23 protein-coding genes and 1 pseudogene are annotated in these 20,102 nt (G+C 69.3%); 19 read left to right on the top strand and 5 right to left on the bottom strand.

What is annotated here, in order from left to right:
- Nucleotides 1–9 precede the first annotated feature (9 nt).
- From ACGFYN_RS16195 to ACGFYN_RS16185, 3 genes are read right to left on the bottom strand one after another with little or no spacing between them, the layout of a single operon-like run.
- On the bottom strand, nt 10–795 hold the full coding sequence (locus ACGFYN_RS16195) for an inositol monophosphatase family protein (protein ID WP_393866461.1): 786 nt from the start codon (nt 793–795) through the stop codon (nt 10–12).
- Nucleotides 788–1,645: a DUF5919 domain-containing protein gene (locus ACGFYN_RS16190; protein ID WP_393866460.1), complete on the bottom strand. Its 858-nt coding sequence runs from the start codon at nt 1,643–1,645 to the stop codon at nt 788–790. The genes ACGFYN_RS16195 and ACGFYN_RS16190 overlap by 8 nt, the downstream gene beginning before the upstream one ends.
- Before the next feature lie 21 nt (nt 1,646–1,666).
- Nucleotides 1,667–2,167 (bottom strand): GntR family transcriptional regulator, encoded by a 501-nt coding sequence (locus tag ACGFYN_RS16185; RefSeq protein WP_393866459.1) that lies wholly within the window; start codon nt 2,165–2,167, stop codon nt 1,667–1,669.
- 1,125 nt (nt 2,168–3,292) lie between these two features.
- Between ACGFYN_RS16185 and ACGFYN_RS16180 the strand changes: the two genes are divergently transcribed.
- Nucleotides 3,293–3,586, top strand: a complete 294-nt coding sequence (locus ACGFYN_RS16180; protein ID WP_393866458.1) for a hypothetical protein — start codon at nt 3,293–3,295, stop codon at nt 3,584–3,586.
- Nucleotides 3,587–3,594: 8 nt separating this feature from the next.
- On the opposite strand, the gene ACGFYN_RS16175 is transcribed toward ACGFYN_RS16180, so the two are convergent.
- Both ACGFYN_RS16175 and ACGFYN_RS16170 read right to left on the bottom strand, forming a co-directional pair.
- The gene (locus ACGFYN_RS16175; protein ID WP_393866457.1) at nt 3,595–4,167 is read right to left on the bottom strand and encodes a transposase; all 573 of its coding nucleotides are present in this window, start codon (nt 4,165–4,167) and stop codon (nt 3,595–3,597) included.
- A complete protein-coding gene (locus ACGFYN_RS16170; RefSeq protein ID WP_393866456.1) occupies nt 4,073–4,792 on the bottom strand; it encodes an IS110 family transposase in 720 nt (239 codons plus the stop codon). The genes ACGFYN_RS16175 and ACGFYN_RS16170 overlap by 95 nt, the downstream gene beginning before the upstream one ends.
- Nucleotides 4,793–5,019: 227 nt before the next feature.
- On the opposite strand from ACGFYN_RS16170, the gene ACGFYN_RS16165 reads away from it, so the two are divergent.
- The 18 genes and pseudogenes from ACGFYN_RS16165 (at nt 5,020) to ACGFYN_RS16080 (ending at nt 20,057) form a co-directional block, all read left to right on the top strand.
- Nucleotides 5,020–5,361: a hypothetical protein gene (locus ACGFYN_RS16165; RefSeq protein WP_393866455.1), complete on the top strand. Its 342-nt coding sequence runs from the start codon at nt 5,020–5,022 to the stop codon at nt 5,359–5,361.
- The gene (locus ACGFYN_RS16160) at nt 5,358–6,008 is read left to right on the top strand and encodes a GGDEF domain-containing protein (RefSeq protein ID WP_393866454.1); all 651 of its coding nucleotides are present in this window, start codon (nt 5,358–5,360) and stop codon (nt 6,006–6,008) included. The genes ACGFYN_RS16165 and ACGFYN_RS16160 overlap by 4 nt, the downstream gene beginning before the upstream one ends.
- Nucleotides 6,008–6,391: pseudogene (locus ACGFYN_RS16155) on the top strand (RRQRL motif-containing zinc-binding protein). The gene ACGFYN_RS16160 and the pseudogene ACGFYN_RS16155 overlap by 1 nt, the downstream one beginning before the upstream one ends.
- Before the next feature lie 4 nt (nt 6,392–6,395).
- Entirely contained in the window at nt 6,396–7,412 is a 1,017-nt protein-coding gene (locus tag ACGFYN_RS16150; protein WP_393866453.1) for a hypothetical protein, read from the top strand.
- A 312-nt stretch (nt 7,413–7,724) separates the two neighbouring features.
- Nucleotides 7,725–9,278, top strand: a complete 1,554-nt coding sequence (locus ACGFYN_RS16145) for an FtsK/SpoIIIE domain-containing protein (RefSeq protein ID WP_393866452.1) — start codon at nt 7,725–7,727, stop codon at nt 9,276–9,278.
- Between the two features lie 222 nt (nt 9,279–9,500).
- Entirely contained in the window at nt 9,501–10,463 is a 963-nt protein-coding gene (locus ACGFYN_RS16140; RefSeq protein ID WP_393866451.1) for an NlpC/P60 family protein, read from the top strand.
- A gap of 4 nt (nt 10,464–10,467) precedes the next feature.
- Nucleotides 10,468–10,743: a hypothetical protein gene (locus tag ACGFYN_RS16135; RefSeq protein ID WP_393866450.1), complete on the top strand. Its 276-nt coding sequence runs from the start codon at nt 10,468–10,470 to the stop codon at nt 10,741–10,743.
- A gap of 6 nt (nt 10,744–10,749) precedes the next feature.
- Nucleotides 10,750–12,012, top strand: a complete 1,263-nt coding sequence (locus ACGFYN_RS16130; protein WP_393866449.1) for a hypothetical protein — start codon at nt 10,750–10,752, stop codon at nt 12,010–12,012.
- 105 nt (nt 12,013–12,117) lie between these two features.
- On the top strand, nt 12,118–13,191 hold the full coding sequence (locus ACGFYN_RS16125; RefSeq protein WP_393866448.1) for a hypothetical protein: 1,074 nt from the start codon (nt 12,118–12,120) through the stop codon (nt 13,189–13,191).
- A complete protein-coding gene (locus ACGFYN_RS16120) occupies nt 13,188–15,359 on the top strand; it encodes a hypothetical protein (RefSeq protein ID WP_393866447.1) in 2,172 nt (723 codons plus the stop codon). The genes ACGFYN_RS16125 and ACGFYN_RS16120 overlap by 4 nt, the downstream gene beginning before the upstream one ends.
- A 174-nt stretch (nt 15,360–15,533) precedes the next feature.
- Entirely contained in the window at nt 15,534–15,815 is a 282-nt protein-coding gene (locus ACGFYN_RS16115) for a hypothetical protein (protein WP_393866446.1), read from the top strand.
- A 17-nt stretch (nt 15,816–15,832) separates the two neighbouring features.
- Nucleotides 15,833–16,018 carry a hypothetical protein gene (locus tag ACGFYN_RS16110; RefSeq protein ID WP_393866445.1) on the top strand — a complete coding sequence of 62 codons (186 nt, stop codon included), beginning with the start codon at nt 15,833–15,835 and terminating at the stop codon, nt 16,016–16,018.
- Nucleotides 16,019–16,055: 37 nt separating this feature from the next.
- Nucleotides 16,056–16,184 (top strand): hypothetical protein, encoded by a 129-nt coding sequence (locus ACGFYN_RS16105; RefSeq protein ID WP_393866444.1) that lies wholly within the window; start codon nt 16,056–16,058, stop codon nt 16,182–16,184.
- The gene (locus ACGFYN_RS16100; RefSeq protein ID WP_393866443.1) at nt 16,181–16,606 is read left to right on the top strand and encodes a MazG-like family protein; all 426 of its coding nucleotides are present in this window, start codon (nt 16,181–16,183) and stop codon (nt 16,604–16,606) included. The genes ACGFYN_RS16105 and ACGFYN_RS16100 overlap by 4 nt, the downstream gene beginning before the upstream one ends.
- A 23-nt stretch (nt 16,607–16,629) precedes the next feature.
- Nucleotides 16,630–17,091 (top strand): single-stranded DNA-binding protein, encoded by a 462-nt coding sequence (gene ssb, locus ACGFYN_RS16095; RefSeq protein WP_393866442.1) that lies wholly within the window; start codon nt 16,630–16,632, stop codon nt 17,089–17,091.
- A gap of 85 nt (nt 17,092–17,176) precedes the next feature.
- A complete protein-coding gene (locus ACGFYN_RS16090) occupies nt 17,177–18,091 on the top strand; it encodes a bifunctional DNA primase/polymerase (RefSeq protein WP_393866441.1) in 915 nt (304 codons plus the stop codon).
- A 355-nt stretch (nt 18,092–18,446) separates the two neighbouring features.
- Nucleotides 18,447–19,712, top strand: coding sequence for a DUF3631 domain-containing protein (locus tag ACGFYN_RS16085; protein ID WP_393866440.1), 1,266 nt, complete (start codon nt 18,447–18,449; stop codon nt 19,710–19,712).
- A gap of 156 nt (nt 19,713–19,868) precedes the next feature.
- Nucleotides 19,869–20,057, top strand: a complete 189-nt coding sequence (locus ACGFYN_RS16080) for a helix-turn-helix transcriptional regulator (protein ID WP_393866439.1) — start codon at nt 19,869–19,871, stop codon at nt 20,055–20,057.
- Nucleotides 20,058–20,102 lie beyond the last annotated feature (45 nt).

Genomic DNA, 20,102 nt, shown 5'->3' with positions numbered 1-20,102 from the left:
CAGCTGTGCCTACAGCCTGTCAAGCATTTTCAGCATGGTGACGCGCAGTCCCGGCGCCACAGCAATGGTGGCAGTCGACCGCAAGCTGTGCGGCGAGCCGTCCAAGTCCATTACAACGGCGCCGGCCTCCCTAGCGATCGCGACTCCGGCAGCCATATCCCAGGGATGGTTGCTCAGTGCGATGCTGCCGTCGAGCTTGCCGGAAGCGACCCAAGCAAGGTCGATAGCGGCTGAGCCCAACATACGTACGCGCAAGGCCTGTTCAGCAAGCATGCGCGTCAGGGCGAGACGGCGGACGTTACGCTCCTGGGCTCGGGCGCCTACGGCGTAGTCGCCGATCGCGACGACGGCCTCATCCAGCGCCGTCGTCCGGCTCGGCCCGATCGGTGTGTCGTCCGCGTAGGCGCCGCGGCCTTCGGCAGCCCGAAAACGGTGTCGCATGAACGGGAGATCGATCGCTCCGAGGACCGAGCGGTTGTCCTCAACGAGGCCCAAGGAAACCGCACACAGGGGAAGCCCGTTGACGAGATTTGCCGTTCCGTCGACGGGATCGAGAGCCCAGGTGAGCGGGCCATCGACCCCCGCACCGCCGCTCTCCTCTCCGAGGAAACCGATTTCCGGGGTCTCCTTACGCAGAAAGTCGCGCACTCGCTCCTCAACCCCTAGGTCGATGTCAGAGACCATGTCCCGATCGCCCTTGGAGCGGACCACGCCCACCGCCATCTCGGTAACCAGTGAGGACGCCTGGTCTAGGGCCGCGTCGGCGATCTGCAACAGTGGCGCCAGGTCAGTCATTCAGTTCCCGCCTCTCCCACAGGAGGTTGAAGATCTGCTCAAAAGTCGGGTACAGCCCGCCTGCCAACCGACGCTTGCGGATCAGGAACGTAGGCGAGTCGACACCACGAGTCTGCGGCAGGTAGGGCTGAGCAACGCACAGTTGACCATCGATCAGGGTGATGTTGAACCGGATGGGTTCGTCGTAGACCCCAACCTTGATGCGGCCGGCTGCCTCGGGACCGAGCCGGTCAGCGACCCGCTCTTGCAGGATGGTGATGTTGAGCGCCGTAAGGGCGGATAGACGCCCCTCGGGGTAGCCCTCTTCCTTCTCCCGCTCCTTGACGAAGTGGCCGTACGGCTTGAGGAACAGCGCAGTGAGAGTCGTACCGTTCTCGACGAGCTGCGTGAGTTTGGCCTCGGAGTAGGACTGGCAGAGGAGGTTCAGCGAGAGGCCCGCAATGCGGATGTCCTTGGCCTCATCGAAGAGATCTGAAGCAGACACCTTCGCCTGAAACTCTGAACGGCTGGCGTAGACGCCTGCCAGGTCCGCAAACTGGTCGCCGACTATCTGCGTCAAGGCATCGCGCGGTTCGCCGTCGACAAGCCCGGGAGCGGCCCGCCGCACCATCAATTCCGCAGCAACCAAAACATCACCAGGCGGGGTGGCCGTTGTCTCCCATGACTCAAGGGCCTCGGGGCTCACACTCCAGTCGAGCATGCTCGACAACAGCTCTGCGAACTCAGTGCGGCTGAGCCCCTGAGCGTTGCGAGCGGCAGCCAGCTGATTGCGCGCCAACTCCCCAAGATCCGGCCGATATGAGGCCCTGTCGTGCAGTGACACAATCTTGCCCGAGCTGCCCGTATTCACTTCATCCCCCTCAACCATGGTCTAGTCGCCGGCCGCCCTACGGAGGTGTCCCGATCCGTCTTCGCTCTTCAAGGGCGCCTTGTCACGCGGATACGGCTGGCCAACGCGCCCATACAGTTCGATCAACTGTGCCTGAAGAACGGCAACCGATCGACGAAGATCAGCGATCTCGGCTCGCAACTCCTCAACAGCATCGCGACCATTGCCCGGCTCGAACCCTTCGAGCTGTTCCTGGATTTGCTGGAAGCCCTCCGTCAGCTCATCAAGGGTCAGACGCTCGGAGACCGACTCCTCAGGCGTGGCACGGACAAAGACAGCCTTGCCCGGCTGCCCGTACACGAGCCCCTCTTCTCTGAGGATCCTGATGGCGTCCCGGACGACAGTGGTGGAGACGCCGTGAGCCTTGACGAGCTGCGACGCAGAGGGCAGTGCCGTTCCGACCCCTAGCTTTCCACTCGCGATCTGCGAACGCAGGTCGTCAGCAAGCCGCTTGTACGCCGGCCCCTCCTGCAAATACGCCATACCAGCACCTTTCCGCTTGTACCTGCTGCACTAACTACAGCTAGTGCAGCACACGAGAAGCCGAGGGACCAGCAGCCGTTGACAACCTCATGCACTATGTGCAACCTAGTGCATGAGGTTGAACCAGGGTGAGACATCGCCCAGGGCCCGATCGGCGCTCCTTGAGAACTGAACAGAGATCGTGCGGGGCTGACGCGAGAGCGGCGGTCACGGCAGGTGCCTAGGGCGAGGGCCCGGGGGCAAACCGCCGTGCTGAACGTCGTTCTCCCCCTACGCGCCTGGCCGGCGCCACCCGATCCCGGGTGTGGGGAGGTACAGCGGGGCCCCAACGCACGTGGCGGCAAGAGTGAGACCGCCCCCGCGGCGACCGGGTGATGTCGTCGGCGGCACGCCAACCTGCACCGACTTCGTGCAGGCCGCCTGCTGGCGTCAGAGCAGTGACGATGACGCACCCGACTGTCCGGCTCGGGACCGGCACTCCGTGGCAACGGAGCGCTGGTGAAGCCGTGTTCCTGCTATCTGCGGAAGGTCGGCGTGGGCCGACGACATACCTGGGCGCTGCTGTGTGGACCGGCCGGCGGCGCCTGAACGATTTCCCGGTCCGCCTCTTCCTGGCTTCGCAGCTGCTTGCGCTGCGGCCGGTTGCCTCTCCTCGCCCTCCGGCCCGCACCTGGTGTGCCGGCTGTACGGGCGGGGCGGGGGGAGCCGGAAAGTCCGGCCCTAAGCGGTCCCCCGGGGTGCGACCCGAGGGACCGCGGCCAGGCACCTGATGTGGAGGCACCTGTGTTCACCAGTCTGACAGACGCGGAACGGGCGGAACTGGCCCGGAAGGCGTCGGAGGCGAACAAGCGCAGCGAGGACAACGCCCGTGCCCGGGGCGGCCGTTGATGGCCGGCAGTGAGCACGAGAAGACGAAGGACCCGCTGCCGCCGCGTCCGCGCGGTCCGCACCCGTACTGACACCCCAACCGCTCGATGGCCCCGGCCGGGTTCGACTCCCGGTCGGGGCGCTTCGGCCCGTCGCCTCGCGCGGCGCCGGCCGCACTTCCCGGACTGGCCGCCGCCCTCGGGTGGGCGCTCTCGCGCGGCGTCCGGCTTATCCCGCCCCTTCGACATGGGAGCTCCCATGCTCAATTACGTCAGCGGTCACCGGGCCGACACCCCACAGGACTTTGCCGAACTCGCCCTCGGCACCCCGCCCGAACTCTGGCTTGGCGTCGACGGCGAGAGCGACGAAGAGCGCGCGGCCCGGTTGGATGCGGCCCGTGACATCCTCGCCGACCCCGACTACCGGGACCTGACGGACGCCCTGATCCGCCTGGCCGCGCGGGTCGTCGACGACCACACGGACCTGTTCAACGTCATCCCGCTGGCCCGCCCCGCCCGCCGCCGCACCGCCCGCCGGGGGGCCGCTGCCTAATGCCGTTGTCAAGCCACGAGACGAAGAGGCGGCCGGGCCTGGTAGGGCTGGCGGTCGCGCAGGATCGCGTAGAGGACGTTCACCTTGCGGCGGGCCAGGGCGATGAGGGCTTGGTGGTGTCGCTTGCCCTCGGCGCGCTTGCGGTCGTAGAAGGTCCGCGAGGCGGGGTCGCGCTGGATCGAGCAGAACGCCGCTTGGTAGAAGACCCGTTTGAGGGCCTTGTCACCGCCGGTGGCGCTGCGCGAGTAGCGCACTTTGCCGGACTGGGACAGGACCGGGGCCAGGCCCGCCGCAGCGGCCAGCGCATCGCCGCCGGTGAAGCGACGGATGCTGCCGACGGCGGCGAGGAACTCGGCACTCAGCGCGGCCCCCATCCCCGGCAGGCTCTGGATGAGGGCGCCGTCAGGGTGGGCGTCGACCAGGCCGGCGATTTCGGTTTCGATGCTCTTCAACCGGTCCTTGCCGGCGAGGAGTTCGGCGGCCAGTTCACGGATGAGCATCGCGGTGCGCCGCTCGCCCACCACGGTGGTGCGCTGGGCGGCGGCCGTCGTGTGCGCGGCCTCGGCCAGGGTCTGCGCCATGGGCTGGCTGACTCCGCGTCGGCGCAGGTAGTCGGCGATGCGTGCGGTCCCGGCGCGGCGGATCTCGGCCGGGGTGACGTAGTGGCCGAGCAGGATCAGGCCGGACTTTCGAGTGGTCGACGGCGCGTTCCAGGCCGGGGTGGATACCGGTGAGCAGGTCGCGCAGCCGGGCGGTGCGGGCGGTGGCGTCCTTGACCAGCGTGGTGCGGTGGGCGACCAGCAGCCGCAGCTCCACCGCGGTTTCTTCGGGCAGTTCGACGATGCGCAAATCGTCGCGGAGCATGACCTGTTCGGCGATGACTTTGGCGTCGCGGGGGTCGGACTTGTTCTCGCCGCCACGGGTGGCGCGGCGGGCCCGGTTGACCGCGAGGCCGGGCACGTGGACGCAGGTGAAGCCCTCGGCCAGCAGCATGGCGGCAAGCAGGCCGGCGATGCCGCCGAGGATGTCCAGACCGATCGTCACGGGGCCGTGTTCGGCCTCGATGATGTGCAGTTCGCTGATCGAGTGCTCGATGGCCTCGGGCGTGTTGTCGACCCGGTGGCTGAGCAGTGGACGGCCCCGGTCATCGAGGGCCGCGAGCCAGTGGAACTCCTTGGCGATGTCGTATCCGGCGGTGCTGCTCACGGTGCTCCTCCCCTGACTGGACGGCGTGCGGCGCACCTCCTTCCGCCTGTCCTCGCCCTACCAAGCGATGGTCCGCAGAGCCTAATCAGCAGTCCGGAAGAAGTGGCGGGGCAGGGGGATCAGCGGCCTGAGCCATCAAGGGCAGCCAGCATGAAAGCCATCCCTGCCCCACCCGCGCTGTCCCAGAGTCGCGAACTCGTAGGACGCACTCAAGAAGGTAGGGCCGCATGAGTGAGGACCTGACGCTGGACGACCTGGCCGTGCCGCTGCGGGCGCTGCGCCTGCTGGCCGCGGACCTCGGTCACCTGCCGGCGCCCGATGCGGACGTGACCCAGATCTACCCGAGCAACCTGCGGCTGAGCTTCCACCGCGGGGGCCTGGCGGCGTTCGAGGTGTGGCGCGAGACGTTGGGGATTGCCCCGGACGCGGTGCGGCACGGCACGCAGGCCGGGGGCCACACGCGCGTTCTGCGCGCCGAGGTCCAATACGCAGGCGCCGAGCTGGAGTTGGTCGCCTACCCGGACGTCCATACCCCGGCGCCGTCCTCGGCGGAAGGAGCGGCCGCGTGAACACCCTGGCCACACTCCTGCTCTCGGCGCTGCCGCTGGCCGCCGGGTGGACGCTGCACGTGTGGTGGCTGCGCCGCTGCCTCAACACCGCCCGGCGCGACCCGCTCACCGGCTTACGCACCCGCGACGGCTTCACCCGCCGCGCCACAGACCTGCTCAAAGACCCGCGCGCGGTCGTGATCCTCGCGGACGTCGACGACTTCAAGCACATCAACGACACCCACGGGCACCCGGCCGGGGACGCTCTGCTCAAGGCGACCGCCGAACGGCTCGCCCACCACGTCGGCCGCACCGGCGTGGCCGGAAGGCTCGGGGGCGATGAGTTCGCCGCGGTCCTCATCGATGACCACGGCACCGCCGCCGACCTGCTCACCGTGCTGCACGGCGTGCTCGCCCGCCCCGTCAACGGCCAGGACCCGGCCGTGCGCACCACGGTCTCACTGGGCTGGGTGCGCGCCGCCGACTTCCCCGCCGATGACCTGTCCGGGCTGCTGCGCAGGGCGGATGAGGCGATGTACGCGGCCAAGCAGGCCCGCGCCGGAACCCGCCGCGCAGGGCTGGGCCGGCTGTTCGCCACCGTCACCGGACGCCGCGCCGGCCGCACCGGCGCCCGCACCGATGCACCCGTGGTGGGGGTGGCGGCCTGATGGCCGCCTACACCAAATGCTTCGACCCGTCCGGCACCCGGTTCGGAGTGCCGACCTTCCCATGGCAGTTCGCCCCGGACGGCTACGCCACCCGCCGCCAGCTACGCGAACGCGGACTACGTCCCGGCGGTCAGCCCGTCGCCGCACAGGTGCTGCGCCACCACTGCGGCCGCAAGTCCGGCTACCAGGTCGCCTACCTCTACCGCGAGGACCTGGCCAAGCCCGTGTGACCGATGACCTCGCGCAAGTGGGGCGCGCTCGCCCTGGCCATGCACGCCCGGTGCACCTGCCCCAAGTGCGGTGTCACCTACAGCTACTGCCTGCCGACCTCGCTCGGCATGTGCGTGCTGTGCGCCTACCCCGACCAATACGAAAGGAAGTGATCACATGAACAGGGAGTGGAAGCACACCGCCCGCAAGGCGGTGCACTGGAGTCTGCCGGTCGCCCTGACCGGCCTGTCACTGGGCTGGACCGTCTACGCGGTGGGGGAGATCCTCGCCCACCAGGCCCCCGCCCCCCTCGCCTACACCGTGGCCGGGATCTACGACGCGGTCTGGCTGTACGCCCTGGCCATGGAGACCGCACACCGCCGGCAGGGATCGTCCGGCAAGCTGCCCGCCGCCCTCGGCTGGCTGTTCCTGATCACCTCGGTCGGCGTCCTGTTCACGCACGGCCTGCTCTACGCCACGGCGGTCGTCTCGGTCATCGGCGCAGTGGTCCCGGCCGCCGCCAAGGCCACGCTCATCATGGCCGTGGAGCGGGACACCACTCGCATCTCCCCCCAGGCTCAGCAGCAGATCGACGCGGTGCGCAGCGCCACCCGGGATCAGATGGCGATCGGCCGCGCGGTCACCCGGGCCAAGGCCGACCGGCACACCACTGCCGCCCACCTGGAACGCGAGGAGCACAAGGCCCGCGGCCAGGCACACAAGGTGCGCCACGAGGCAGCCGAGGAGCTGACGAAGCTCACCGCCGACCACCCGGCAGCCGACGTCCCGCAGGAGGTTCCCGCCCTTTTCTCCGATGAGGACCTGGCCCGGGTGCTGGGCACATGGACACAGGACGATGTGTCCCCGGGCGTGTCCCCCGTGTCCCCGCAGGTCAACCCCGTGTCCCCGATCGGGGAAATCGCCGCCTCCAAGAGCGAGGGACACACCCCGCTGGACTGGGACGCACTTGCTCAGGTGGCGGCCGTGGCCGGCGTCGAAACCCCCGAGCCGGGCCAGCCGCTGACCGACGATCAGCTCACCGTCGTGCTGCGGTGGCTGCGCCACTCGGAAAACCCCCCGCTGTCCTACCGCAAGGCCCTCACGGCCTACCGCGCGGCGGGCTTCTCCGCCAAGGAGGAGCGGGTGCGCAAGGCATACGCCGCCCTCATCGACGCGGAGGACGGAACGTTCTGAACCGGCGTCCGGCACACACCAATGAGGGCCAGCCCACGGGAATTGGGCTGGCCTTCGTCGCGACTGCCGGAAAGCAGTCGACCGCACCAGTGAAGCAGACCCGGTGAGCCCCGGTGAGCGGCCCTTTCGCAGACCCGGCGCGCAGACCCGGCGCGCAGCACACAAAGGCCATCGATACGTGAACGCACAGAACGGAGAAGCGTGGCAAGGAAGCAACAGCAAGCCAAGGGCGAGGACACCTACGGGCAGGCCGCCGGCGCCATCGGCGGTCTCGCGATCGTCTTCGGTGTCCTGGCCGCCATCAAGGACAAGTTGGGCCTGTCCTGGCCCGCTACCGTCCTGTTCACTGCCGGGACGCTGATCGCGCTCGGCTACCTGGCGTGGAGGATCCGTTGGGGCCTCCCGCGCCTGTGGGCACGCCAACCGGGGACCGCCCCGGCGACCCAACCAGCCGTCCTGCATCAGGAGGCCCCCGTTCCGGCCGTCGCCGCCCTGCCTACAGGCGCACCTTCGGCGGCTGTCGAGGCGACTCCGGACGGGGATGAGCCGCACCCGCAACTGTCCATGGTGCTCAGCCGGGTGGGGGCCATCAGCAAGGATGAACACGTCCGTGCTGGTGACGTCACGATCGAGGATCTGCCCGGCATCGGCACCGTCTACGACTTCCTGGTGCCCAAAGGGCGCACGCACGACGACGTCGCGAAAAGCCTCGGGCCGATCGCGTCGATGTTCGGCGTCACCCGCCTGCACCTGAAGCTGGAGACGAGCAGGAAGACCGAGCGCCGGGTGCGTCTTCTGGTGCTGAGCGAGCCTCCGTTCAGCAGCCCGTTCCCGTCCCCGACCCGGCAGGAGATCCAGGCGTTCGCGGGGGTTCCCCTCGGACACGAGGTCACCGGCCGGCTCGCCGGGGTGCCGACGTTCGACAAGGCGTCGCTGCTGATGGCGGGCATGACGCAGATGGGCAAGACGACGCTGGTCAACGGGCTCATCACCTGCCTTCTGATCGCGTACGGCGAGTTCGACCTGTATCTGCTCGACGGCAAGCTGTGCGGGCTGACCAAGTTCGAGAAGCTCGCCGTGCGCTACGAGGCGTCCGAGGACCCGGCCGTCCTGGAGTGCATGCTCGATGAGCTGCTGGTCCGCGTGGACGACCGGTACACGCGACTTCAGGACGCCATCCGTAACCGGCAGCCTGCACCGGTCTTCAAGCCGGTGTTCTTCGTCATCGATGAGGCCGCCGACTTCTACACCGACAACGGCACCAAGGAATCGAAGGAACAGGTCCGCCGGGTAATTGACAAGTCCCGGTCCCTCGTGGCGAAGTCCCTGGAATCGGGGATTTCCACGGTGATGCTGACGCAGCGTCCGGCCAAGGATGCCATTCCGGTGAAGGTGCGGGATCAGTTCCTGTACCGGATGTGCCTGTACGTGGCATCGGAGGGCAGCGCGAAGGTGGCCCTCGGGGATTCGTACTTCGATACGGTCGCCCCGATTCACCCGGCACTGCTCGACCCGGAGATCAAGGGTCAGGCCGTTTTGTTCGCGAACGGCTCTTCCACTCTGCTCCGGGGCTTCAATTTCGCGGATGAATTCATCTGGGGTGTGGTCGATGAGGTCCACGCCCGGCGCGAAGCAGCGATCCCGGATTCTCCGTTGAAGCACGCCATCGACCTGCTGAAGAGGAACGGTGCGGAGTTCATGCTCACCTCCGACCTGGCCCCGGCCCTCGGGATCACCGACGACCGGCCCGGTGAGCGCGGAAAGCAATTGTCGAAGCTGCTCGGAGTTGCTCCGGGCAAAGACGACAAGGGCGCCCGCGGCTACTGGCTGACCGACCTCACGGCAGCCGCCATGTCCGGTGCGTGACCGCCCTCCCGGGCCCGCCGGAGCATCCGCCAGACACCCGCCGACGGTCCGCCGTGGCGGGTGTCTCGTCCGCCGTGCGCCCGCCCTCCCGGCGGGTGCACGGCGGACCGCTGGCGGACTCCCGGCGGACCCGGATGGCGGTGCTGACCAGCGACAACGACCAACAACCCCCGGAAGGAGAGAGGAGGCCCGTTGCGAGCCTCTACAGCCGTCACGCTCGGCGTGACAGCGACCGCCGCCGTTCTCGTGTCTGCGCTCGTCCAGGGCGCCGGCGACGACCCGGTCGGGACGGCACTGAGCCTGGCCGTGCCCAGCCAGTACAAATCCCTGATCGAGGACGCGGGACATACCTGCGCCGAGGTCACCCCGAACATCCTCGGCGCGCTTCTCACGCAGGAATCCGGATTCAATCCGAAAGCCCGGTCCCAGGTTGGCGCGGAAGGCATCGCTCAGTTCATGCCGTCCACCTGGGAGAGCCAGGGAATCGACGGAAACGGCGACGGAAAGCGTGACGTGTGGAATCCCGCCGATGCGATCCCCTCGGCAGCCAAATACCTCTGTGGCATAGCCAAGGACGTGAAAGGCGTTCCCGGCGACCCGCAGAGCAACATGCTCGCCGCCTATAACGCCGGAAGCGGCGCCGTCCGCAAATACGGAGGCGTGCCCCCCTACAAGGAGACACAGAACTACGTTAAATCCATCCAGGCACTCGCCAAACAGCCATCCAGCGGAAAGACCGCAACCAACACGCAGGCCGAAGCCGCGATCAGCGCAGCCAAGGAAATGCTGGGCGCGCCGTATTCGTGGGGTGGCGGGAATTCCAGCGGTCCGAGCACAGGCACTTGCTGCTCCCCGAAAGGCCGCTCCGGGAAATCCACTTCCGGGTTCGACTGCTCCGGGTTGACGCTCTACGCCTACGCAAAGGCCGGTATCTCCCTGCCCCGCACGGCAGCCGAGCAGTACGCGGCATCGGAGCCGGTCAAGCCCGGCGACGTCCGGCCCGGCGATCTCGTCTTCTACGGCTCAAGTCCCGCGTCCATCCATCACGTCGGCCTCTACATCGGCGGCGGCTGGATTCTCGACGCCCCCCGCCCCGGCACCAAGGTCCGCTTCGACCCGATGGACACCATGCCCGACCTGTACGCCGTCGCCCGCCCCACCTCCCGCCAGAACAAGGAGATCTGACCCCATGTCCAAGCTCACCATCCTCGCCAAGCCCGTCGACATGTCCGGCGGGTTCAAGGACTTCTTCGACACCATCGGCCTGACCGGCGGCGGCCTGGTCACCAAGGGCATCGCCGCCGTCATCGCGGTCATCGCGCTGCGCATGCTGCTGCAGCTGTCCGGCGACCCCAAGGGCGCACTGCGCAAGGGCAGCACGGCGATCGGCACCCTGTTCGTCGCCGTCGTGCTCGCCCTGTACGGCGACACGCTGTTCTCCACCGTCACCCAGGCCAAGGGCTGATGCCGCATGAGTGATCCGTGCGACGCCATCAAAGGGCCCGGCAAGGCGTACTGCGAGCGAGACCCCAGCTCCAACGGGCCCCCCGGCACCGGCGGTGCCGGGGGCGCCTCAGAGCACGTCCGCACCCTCGCCGAAAGCCTGATCAGGAAGATCGAGGGGCTCATCGCGCCGGGGCACAGCTGGGCGCCGGCGAAGTCGGGCAGTGGGCTGTACGAGCCGTTTTTGTGGCTCGGGCAGCACCTGGCGGTCGCCATCTTCGTGTGCGTGGTCGTGGTGTGTGCCCTGACCGCCTGGCAGGGCGCACCCCGCCTCAAGCAGATGGGCGCGTCGACCGGATGGACCCTGGTGGCCGTCGCCGGCATGGCCTCGGTCCCCGGCGCGGTGATGCTGCTGAACAAGGCCGTGAGCAGTGCGTTCACGGCCGCGTTCAGCAGCAACGAGTCCACCCTGTTCGGCGCGATCAGCGACGACATGCAGCACGGGGCAGACTCGGGCAACCCGCTCGCGATCCTGATCATCTTCAGTGCTCTGGTGGTCGCCCTCGCCTTTGCGGCGCTGGTGTTCATGACCCGCCAGCTCGGCATTCTCGCGTTCGTGTGCATGGCCCCTCCGGTGCTGGCCTCGCTGGCCCGCGGGGGCGACACGAGCGGGGTCAAGCGGTGGGCACAGCGGCTGCTGGGCCTGATGTTCGCCCCGTTCGCCCTGCTGCTCGTCTCGCCGTTCGTCAAATTGGCGCAGGGCTCGCTGGTGGTGGACGCGGTCCTGCTGGTCGCCGCGGACGCGCTGATGCTGCGCATGATCTTCCACGGGGTGCCGTACTTCGGGCCCAAGGTGGCCCGTGCGGCCCGCTCGTACGTGGAAGGCAGGACCGCCAGCCCGCTGGCTCACGCCGTGATGCGGGCCGGTGTCCCCGACTTCTACGAGAGGGAGAACACTCCGCGCGGTCCGCGCACGGTGAAAACCCCGGGGCGTGCGATGTCCCAGGATCGGGGCGTGCTGTTCGCCGCCTACGGCCTGAACAAGCCTGACCGGTCCGGGCGGCTGACCACCGCATCGGCCGTCGCGAAGGAGCAGCGCGACAAGAGCGAAAGCGCGACCCGTCGTCAGCAGCTGCGGGAAGTGCGCGAGCAGTACCGCACCAACCCCCAGCCGCAGGCCGCGGCCCCCACAGCCCAGACCGACAGCGCCCCCGCCCCTGCTCCGGCGACGAGCCCCCAGGGTCCGGCGCCGACTCCGCCGCCGGACCCCGGCCGGCCGCCCACCCCGTAGAGCCGTCCGGGCCCGGCGTCCGCTCCCGCCCCGTCATCCGGTGGCGGGTGGGGGCGCCGGGCCGGGGTGTGCTCACCCCTTAAGACCCTTCTGGAGGTTGCTCCCGTGTACTCCCTGACCCCCGGCTACCGCATCCCCGCTGTGCAGCGCGGACTCAGCCGCGCTGAAACCCTGCTGACCAAGGTGAACGCCGGGCTCGGGAGCGCCGCACTGATGTCGGCGGCCATCACCCCACCGCCGACGTGGACCTTCGCCGCGGTCGGCGCCACGGCCGCCGTACTCAACCTCGCCCCCGGACCGCGCTCGCTCGCCCGCTGGGCAACGATCGGCTACCGCCATCTGCGCGAGCACAGCGCCCCGGACACGATCACTGCCCACCCCGGCACCACCACGTCGTGGTCACTGCACCCGGGGCACGGCACTATGCAGGATCCGCAGCGCCGGGCCGCATTTCACGCTGCGTTCGCCCGCGCCCTGACCTTCGCCGGCGGGCAGGCCCGCACCGCGGGCGTCCAAGTCCACGTCACCCACCACACCACCGCCGACGACTACACCGACCACACCCAGACGATCACCGTCCACGTCCCCAAAGGACTGATCGGCCACCCCGAGCGGATCATCGACAGCCTGGAGCACGAGTTCGCCGGCCTTGGGGCACTGACCCGCCTCACCCCGCAGGCGGCGCCCGCCGTGACCGAACGAGGCTCCGCCTGGGCGGGGTTGGCCGACGGCCGGTTCGTCTCGACCGCACGGATCACCGCCTGGCCGGAGGAGACAGACGGCGACCTCATGCCGAACCTGCTGCTCGGGCCGGGCACGGACCGGTCCCTCGCCGTGCTGTACCGGCCGCTGCCAGCAGGACTGTCCCGCCGGTCCGCGAAATGGCAGCGCGCCGCCTCCGAGGCGTTCACCAACGACAAGGTCAAGCAGGACACCCACGACATGGCCAGCGGCACCACGCACGGCGCGCTCGTCCAGGGCGCCACCCTGGTCGACCTGGACGCCTACCTCACCGTGTTCGGCGACAGCCCCGGGAGCGTCACCGAAGCCCGCTGGCAGGCCTCTCTCATGGCCGACCGGCGCCGCATCCGGCTGGACTGGCTTCCCGGCCAGCAGCACCGCGCGCACGTGATGACCACCCCGCACGGAGCCTCCACCAGGAAAGGGGCCATCCTGTGATCCGTTTGCCCACCACCCACGCCGCGATCACGGCACCGCTGGTCGCCTCCAACACGACGTTTCCCGGCATCCTGATCGGCCGCTCCCTGCTCGACGGGCGAGAGTTCCGCCTCTCTCCCGTCCAGACCTCGGCCGCGCTGCTGCCGTCGACCAACAGCCTCGCGCTGGGTGGGCTCGGGTCCGGCAAGAGCACCACGGCGAAGACGCGCATCCGCCGCGAGATCCTCGAGAACGGCCACCAGGCCGTCGTCATCGACTCCTTCGGCGAGGACAACACAGGTGAATGGGCACCACTGGCCCGCTCCCTGGGAGGCCAGGTCATCGAGGCCGGCACCTTCACCCTCAACCCGGTCAGCACCCTGTTCCCACCCGAGGTACGGGAACAGCTGGTCCGCTCCCTGATCCTGGCGGTCGAACCCGGGGCGCTCACCTACCAGGCCACCCACGCGCTCCAGCACGCTCTGAACCATCCGAAGGCCACCTCGCTCAACGGCCTGGTGGACGCGCTGGTCAGCCCGGAGGACGGCCGCTGGCCGGCCGCCAAGCTGACCGAGTGGGGCGAGGGCGCCGCGATCGGCCTCTCCCGCTACACCGAAGGCTCGTTGCGTGGCCTGTTCGACGGCCAGGGGGCGAGCTTGCCCGAGACGGACTTGCCGATCCTGTCCTTCGACTTTTCCCACCTGGACCGCAACAGCCCGGCGATCCCCTCGCTGATGGCCGCGGTCAGCTGCTGGGCAGAGCACGTGTGGCTGCGCCAGTCGACCGCCGTACACCGTCACCTGGTGCTGGAAGAGGCGTGGCAGATCCTGCTGTCCCCGGCCACCAGCGAACTGATCCAGCGGCTGCTGAAGAACAGCCGCAAGGCCGGGCTGTCGCTGGACGTGCTGATGCACACGCTGTCCGACCTCGGGGAGGGCAAGGCCAAGGATCTGGCCCGGCTGTGCGAGATCGCGCACGTCGGACGCCTGAACCCGGAAGAGGCCGCCAGCGTCGGCGCCCTGCTCGGACTACCTGCCTGGGCAGTCGAGAAGATCCCCACCCTCGATCCGGGACAGGCCGTGTGGAAGGTCGGCCCGGACTACGTCGACATCGTCCAGACCATCCTCAGTGAGGAAGAGGTCGCACTCACCGACACCTCGGCACGCCGCCGCCTGGCACAGCAGGCTCTGGCCGTCGAACAGGACACGACCACGCGCGGTGAGCCAGCCACGGAGTCGAGCGGGGACACCTGTGTCGACGTCGACCCGAGCGACGACCTGTACGCGCCGTTCACGACGGCCGACGACACCTGGGACTGGGAAACGCTGCCGCCCAACGTCACCGGCGGGCAAGGGCACTTCGACCTTGACCGGCACGAGGGCGTCATTCAGACCGCGATGGACGGCCGGTGCAGCGAAGCCGCCGACCTGGCCGCCCTCTACGAACGCGAAGACATCACCACCCACGGCCTCAACTCCCCCCAGGCCCTTGCCTGGTTGGAGACCCGAGCGCAGGTGGCGGATCTCCGCGGCGACCCCGGACAGGCAGCGCAACTGCGCGCTACCGTCGCCCGCATGGGCAACGACGACGTCGAATGGTTCGAAAAGAGCGCCGACAGCACGTCCCCCGCCTGGCACAGCGTGCCCCAACCCCCCACCCCCGCACCGCCACTGGACGACGAACAGCCCGCGCGGGCCCGTCGGCGGACCTGGCCCTACGTCGCCGCGATCGCGACGCTGTCCATCGCGGCTGCCTGCGTGTGGACGAACGCCCAGAACGAACACCACACCCAGGAACGCCAGCACAAGGCCGCCAACTACAAGGGCCGTTCAGGCGCGGCGCTCACCCTCGACGGGGTCAAGACCACCATCGTGGCGCAGTGGAACACCGACCGGGACCACGTGGAACTCGACCTGAGTTCGCTGTTCGACCGGAACGCGCGCTACCTGCGGATCGACGCATCAGGCAAGACCGCCCAGAGCACTCTGGGAAACGACCGGTGGTTCCCCAAGGACCCCAAGATCTTGCTGCCGGTGACCGATCCCCTCGCCGACGTAACGGTTCACGTAGCGGTCGGCGGACGCACCTGGAAGGAAGGCTCCCGAGCCACCTCCCGAACCGTCCGACTGTCTCCAGACGGCATCGCCTACGACGCACAGACCGGAGACAGACTTCCCTCCGACCTGTGACGCACGCCCGCCAGTAAGGGCCCGCACCCCTGTCCCCTGAGGGTGCGGGCCCTTTGTCGTGCTCGCCTCCGGACGCCCCGTCCAGTCCTCGCCCCACACGCTCCGGCGCGGTGAACGAGGACTGAACAGGCCGTCCGGCCGCACCCACCGCCGCGCTCGCGAAGGAGACCCGATTTGGCGAAAGCCCCGACCGTCATAGGCGTACTCACCGAGGTACCGGCTCCGACCTGGTGGAAGGCCAACCGACACAAGGTCCTCGCCATCGCCGGATTACTCATCGGCCTGTACCTCGGCACCCACCAGGACGGAACCCAGCAACCGCACCCGGGCCACACCACGCCCGCACCGTCTACGTCCGGCCCAAGCAGCACGCACACGATCCCGGGCGCGCAGCCTGACACCAGCCACGGCGGTGCTGGTCGCATCACCATCAGGCTCTCCAGCCCCACGCGCTGACCTGCGAAAGGAGCACCGTGTTCGAGATCCGGATCATCTGCGAGCCGGACGACGCCGACCGCGTCAGCCAGACGCTGGCCGCCGCGTTCGACGCCGGTCCGGCCCGCCAGTACCCCACCCGCGACGGCAAGCGCACCCGCCTGTACGTCACCGCCGATCACCGGCCCGAACCCCACGATGTCGACGCACGCAAGGAACCCTGATGGACATCGACCCGGACGAGATCGTCACCGTCGAACTGTGCTGGGACAACGACGGGTTACCGGCGACCTACAGCCGCAGATCACCCGCCGCCAGCTCGGCAACCTGCTGTTGCAGGTCGACGACCTGGCCGCCGACGCGGAGATCGTGCGGGAGGGCGCCGTATGAGCGCCGTCCTGTGGCCGGTCACCGCCCGCATCACCGCCGCCCTCAATGCGGCCAACGGCACGAGCGAGCACGAAACGGCGATGCGCCTGATCAAGGTCGTGGAGGAGGCGGGCGAGGCGTCCGCCGCCTACATCGGCGCCACCGGCCAGAACCCCCGCAAGGGCACCACCCACACCGCGGCGGACGTCGCCGGCGAACTGTGCGACGTCATCATCGCCGCCGCCGTCGCCCTGCACTCCTTCACCACCCACCCGCCCGCCGTGCTGGACGCCAAGCTGCACGCCGCCGCCCAGCGGCTGGAAGGTGCGGCCTCGCAGGACGGCACACAGGCCTGCCGCGCGGCTCTGATCGCCGCCGGCCGATGCCCCAACTGCCAATGGCCGGCCCAGGACTGCAACTGCGCCGACCACCCCGACGCATAGACCCGACCAGAAAGCGAGTGACCATGTCGTTCGGAGAGACCCCGATCACCATCATCGGCAACCTGACCGCCGATCCGGAACTGAAGTTCACCGCCTCCGGCCAGGCCCTGGCCAAGTTCACCGTCGCCTCCACCCCGCGCACCTTCGACCGCGAGGCCAACCAGTGGAAGGACGGCACGTCCACGTTCTTCCGCTGCGCCGCCTGGCGGGCGCTGGCCGAACACGTCGCCGAATCCCTCGCCAAGGGCTCCCGGGTCGTGCTGTCCGGTCGCATCCGCCAGCACGACTGGCAGACCCCGGAGGGCGACAACCGCAGCATGCTCGCCGTCGAGGTCGACGAGATCGGCGCCTCCCTGCGCTTCACCACCGTCACGATCAACGCCAAGCGCACCAGCAGCAACGGCAACGGCGCCAGCGCGTCGGGGGACGCGTGGAACACCGGGGACAACCAGCCCGCGGCGGCGGGCAACGAGCCGCCCTTCTAGATCGGCCCGGGGCGGCCACGTCTCGCCAAAGTCCCTGGCCGCCCCGGCTCCCTTGTCCTGCCCACAGAACGGGGGAACCTCCAGCATGCCCCAACCCAACCCCTCCGCGCTGCTGTCCGCAGCGCTGCAAGCCGCCGCGCGCGGCTGGTACGTCCACCCGCTCCGTCCCGGCGGCAAGGGCTCGGTCCTGCACGGCGAACGGGCCTGCCCCCGTACCGGTGAATGCGCCGGCGGGCACGTGAAGTGGGAACAGCGCGCCACTACCGACCCCGACCGCATCCGCGCCGCGTGGTCGGCGGGCGCGTTCAACGTCGGCAACGCCCCCGGGCCCTCGGGCCTGGTCGTCGTCGACCTGGATGTGCCCAAAGGACAAGAACAGAAGGGCAGTTCGGCCGCGCCTTGCGGCGCGACGTCCTTTATGGCGCTCTGCGAGCGCGCCGGCCACCCCTGGCCGACCACGTACACGGTGCGGACGCCCTCCGGCGGCATGCACCTGTACTTCACCGCCCCGCCGGACGTCCGCCTGCACAACACCGCGGGCACCGTGGCCCCCTACGTCGACACCCGCGCGTGGGGCGGCAATGTCGTCGCCGCGGGCAGCACCACCCCACAGGGCGTCTACGAGGCGGTCGACGAAGCGCCCGTGACCGCCTTGCCCGCCTGGCTGCTGTCCCACCTCCAGAACCCGCCCACGCGCGAGGCGACACCCGCCCCGCTGCTGATCCCGGGACAGGCCACCCGCCGCGCCACGGTGGCGCTGGAACGTGAGACGGCCGCCGTCTGCGGTTCCTCGGAAGGCGGTCGGAACAACCGGCTGTTGGCGGGCGCCCGCGCTCTGGGACGGTTCGTCGCCTGGGGCGAGATCCCCCGGGACGCGGTCGAGGAGGCGTTTCAGGGCGCGGGCGAGGCGGCCGGACTGTCCCCGACCGAATGCGGCACCACCATCCGCAGCGCCCTGGACTGGTCGATTCGCACCTGCCGGCCGCGGGAGGCCGCGTGAACCCCCGCCCCGCGCCTGAAAAGCCTCACCCGCCCACACCGCTCCGTCCGCGCCTGTCAGCGGCCAAGGCGGACACCGGCCGTGGCACGAAGGACGACGGCCGCCAGGCCGTCCTTTCAGCCCTTCCCCCCAACCAGCACCCCACCGGCCCGCCTACCGGTGACGGCCGGTTCCCGGTGGCCTGGCTCACTATCTGCGCGCCGCGCGGCGCCACCCCGACCGCCACATCGACCTGCCTGTGCGGCAGAAACCGCAGCGCGGTCGGCCACCCCAAGGTGCATGCACTGATCGCCGACCACGCAACGCACCGCGACGTCTGCCCGCTCCGCACCACCCAGGAAAGGAGGAGCGCCGCATGACCAGCACCACGACGCCCGAGCCGTCCATCGATGGCGCGGCCCTGCTCGATGAGGTCGAAGCGTTCCACCGCCGCTTCAACGTCTTCCCCACCGAACACGCCTACACCGCCGTCACCCTGTGGGACGCGCATGCGCACCTGATGGACGCGCTCGATGGCACCGCCCGCATCGCGTTCCTCAGCCCCGAACCCGGCTCGGGAAAGTCGCGAGCCCTGGAGATCATCGAGACCCTCACGCCGCGCGCTGCGACCACCGTCAACGCCTCCGCCAACGCCCTGTTCCGGCTCGTCTCCGCAGACGAGGGCACCCCCACCCTCCTCTTCGACGAGATCGACACGGTATTCGGGCCCAAGGCCGGCGGAAACGAGGAAGTCCGCGGGTTCCTCAACTCCGGATACCGGCGCGGCGCCAAGTCACTGCGCTGCATCGGCGAGGGATCCGACCAGAAGGCTGCGTTCCTTCCGTCATTCTGCGCGGTCGCCATGGCCGGACTCGGCTCGCTGCCCGACACGATCCTGACCCGCTCGGTCATCGTCCGGATGCGGAAGAAGGCGCCCAACGAAAAGTGCGAGCCCTACCGGCGGCGCATCCACGAGAAGCAGGGCCACCTGTTGCGGGACCGGCTCGCCGAGTGGACGGCCACCCTGCACGATCAGGTCGCCGCAGCGTGGCCGGAGATGCCCGAGGGCGTCACGGACCGGCCGGCGGACGTGTGGGAGCCCCTGCTCGCAGTCGCGGACGCGGCCGGCGGGCACTGGCCCGAGCGGGCCCGCGCGGCCTGCGTGGCGCTCATCAAGGCCGCGTCCGAGGGCGATCAGGCATCTCTCGGGGTACGCCTGCTGACCGACCTGCGCGACAAGGTGTACTGCGGCGTGGACCGGATGCCCACCGCGGCCATCCTGGAAGTCCTCCTCAACCTGGACGACGCCCCATGGGCCGACATGAGCGAGGACGGACAGGGCATCAAACCGCTCACCGCACGTGCCCTGTCCAAGCTCCTCAGCCAGTACGTGCGGCCCGACAACAGGCCCATCAAGCCCCGCGGAATCCGGGTCGGTGCAACGACCCCCAAGGGCTACTACGCGGAAGACCTCAGCGACGCCTGGGCCCGCTACTGCCCCCCGGACCCCCAGAAGTCCGCAACATCCGCCACATCCGCAACACCGCAGGTCAGCGAGGGTGAATCTGTGGCGGAAGGCCCTTCCGAGAGCCGCCACATGTTCGCCGAAACCGACACACGCACCCTCCGCAGCGTCGGCTGACGCTGCCCACCCTCGGTCCCGCCGCGCACCTCGCGTGGCGGGACCTATCCGCAACACAAACGGCATCCGCCACAAATTCAAGCCGTTGACCAGCAATGTTGCGGCGTGGCGGATGTTGCGGATTCCCCAGAAGGCCCGAACCCAGGAGTCGCAACGATGGCACGCTCCGAAAAGCTCACCCTCAACGAAGTCCTCACAGAGATCAAGATGAGCCGCGCCGCCTTCTATCGGATGCGCGCCCGCGGCCAAGCACCCCGCCTCAGCAAGCTCCCCAACGGCCAGGTCCGCGTCAGCCGCGCTGATCTCGACGCTTGGTGGGAGCGCTGCGAGCAGCACGCCGCGTAAGTCCGTTGCCTCAACGGGGCCCGCGCTCAGCGCGGGCCCCTCGTT

The sequence above is a fragment of the Streptomyces sp. NPDC048419 genome (assembly GCF_043200415.1).
Lineage (GTDB): Bacteria > Actinomycetota > Actinomycetes > Streptomycetales > Streptomycetaceae > Streptomyces.
Note: the sequence above shows the minus strand (reverse complement) of the source record. Positions and strands in the feature narration are given on the sequence as shown.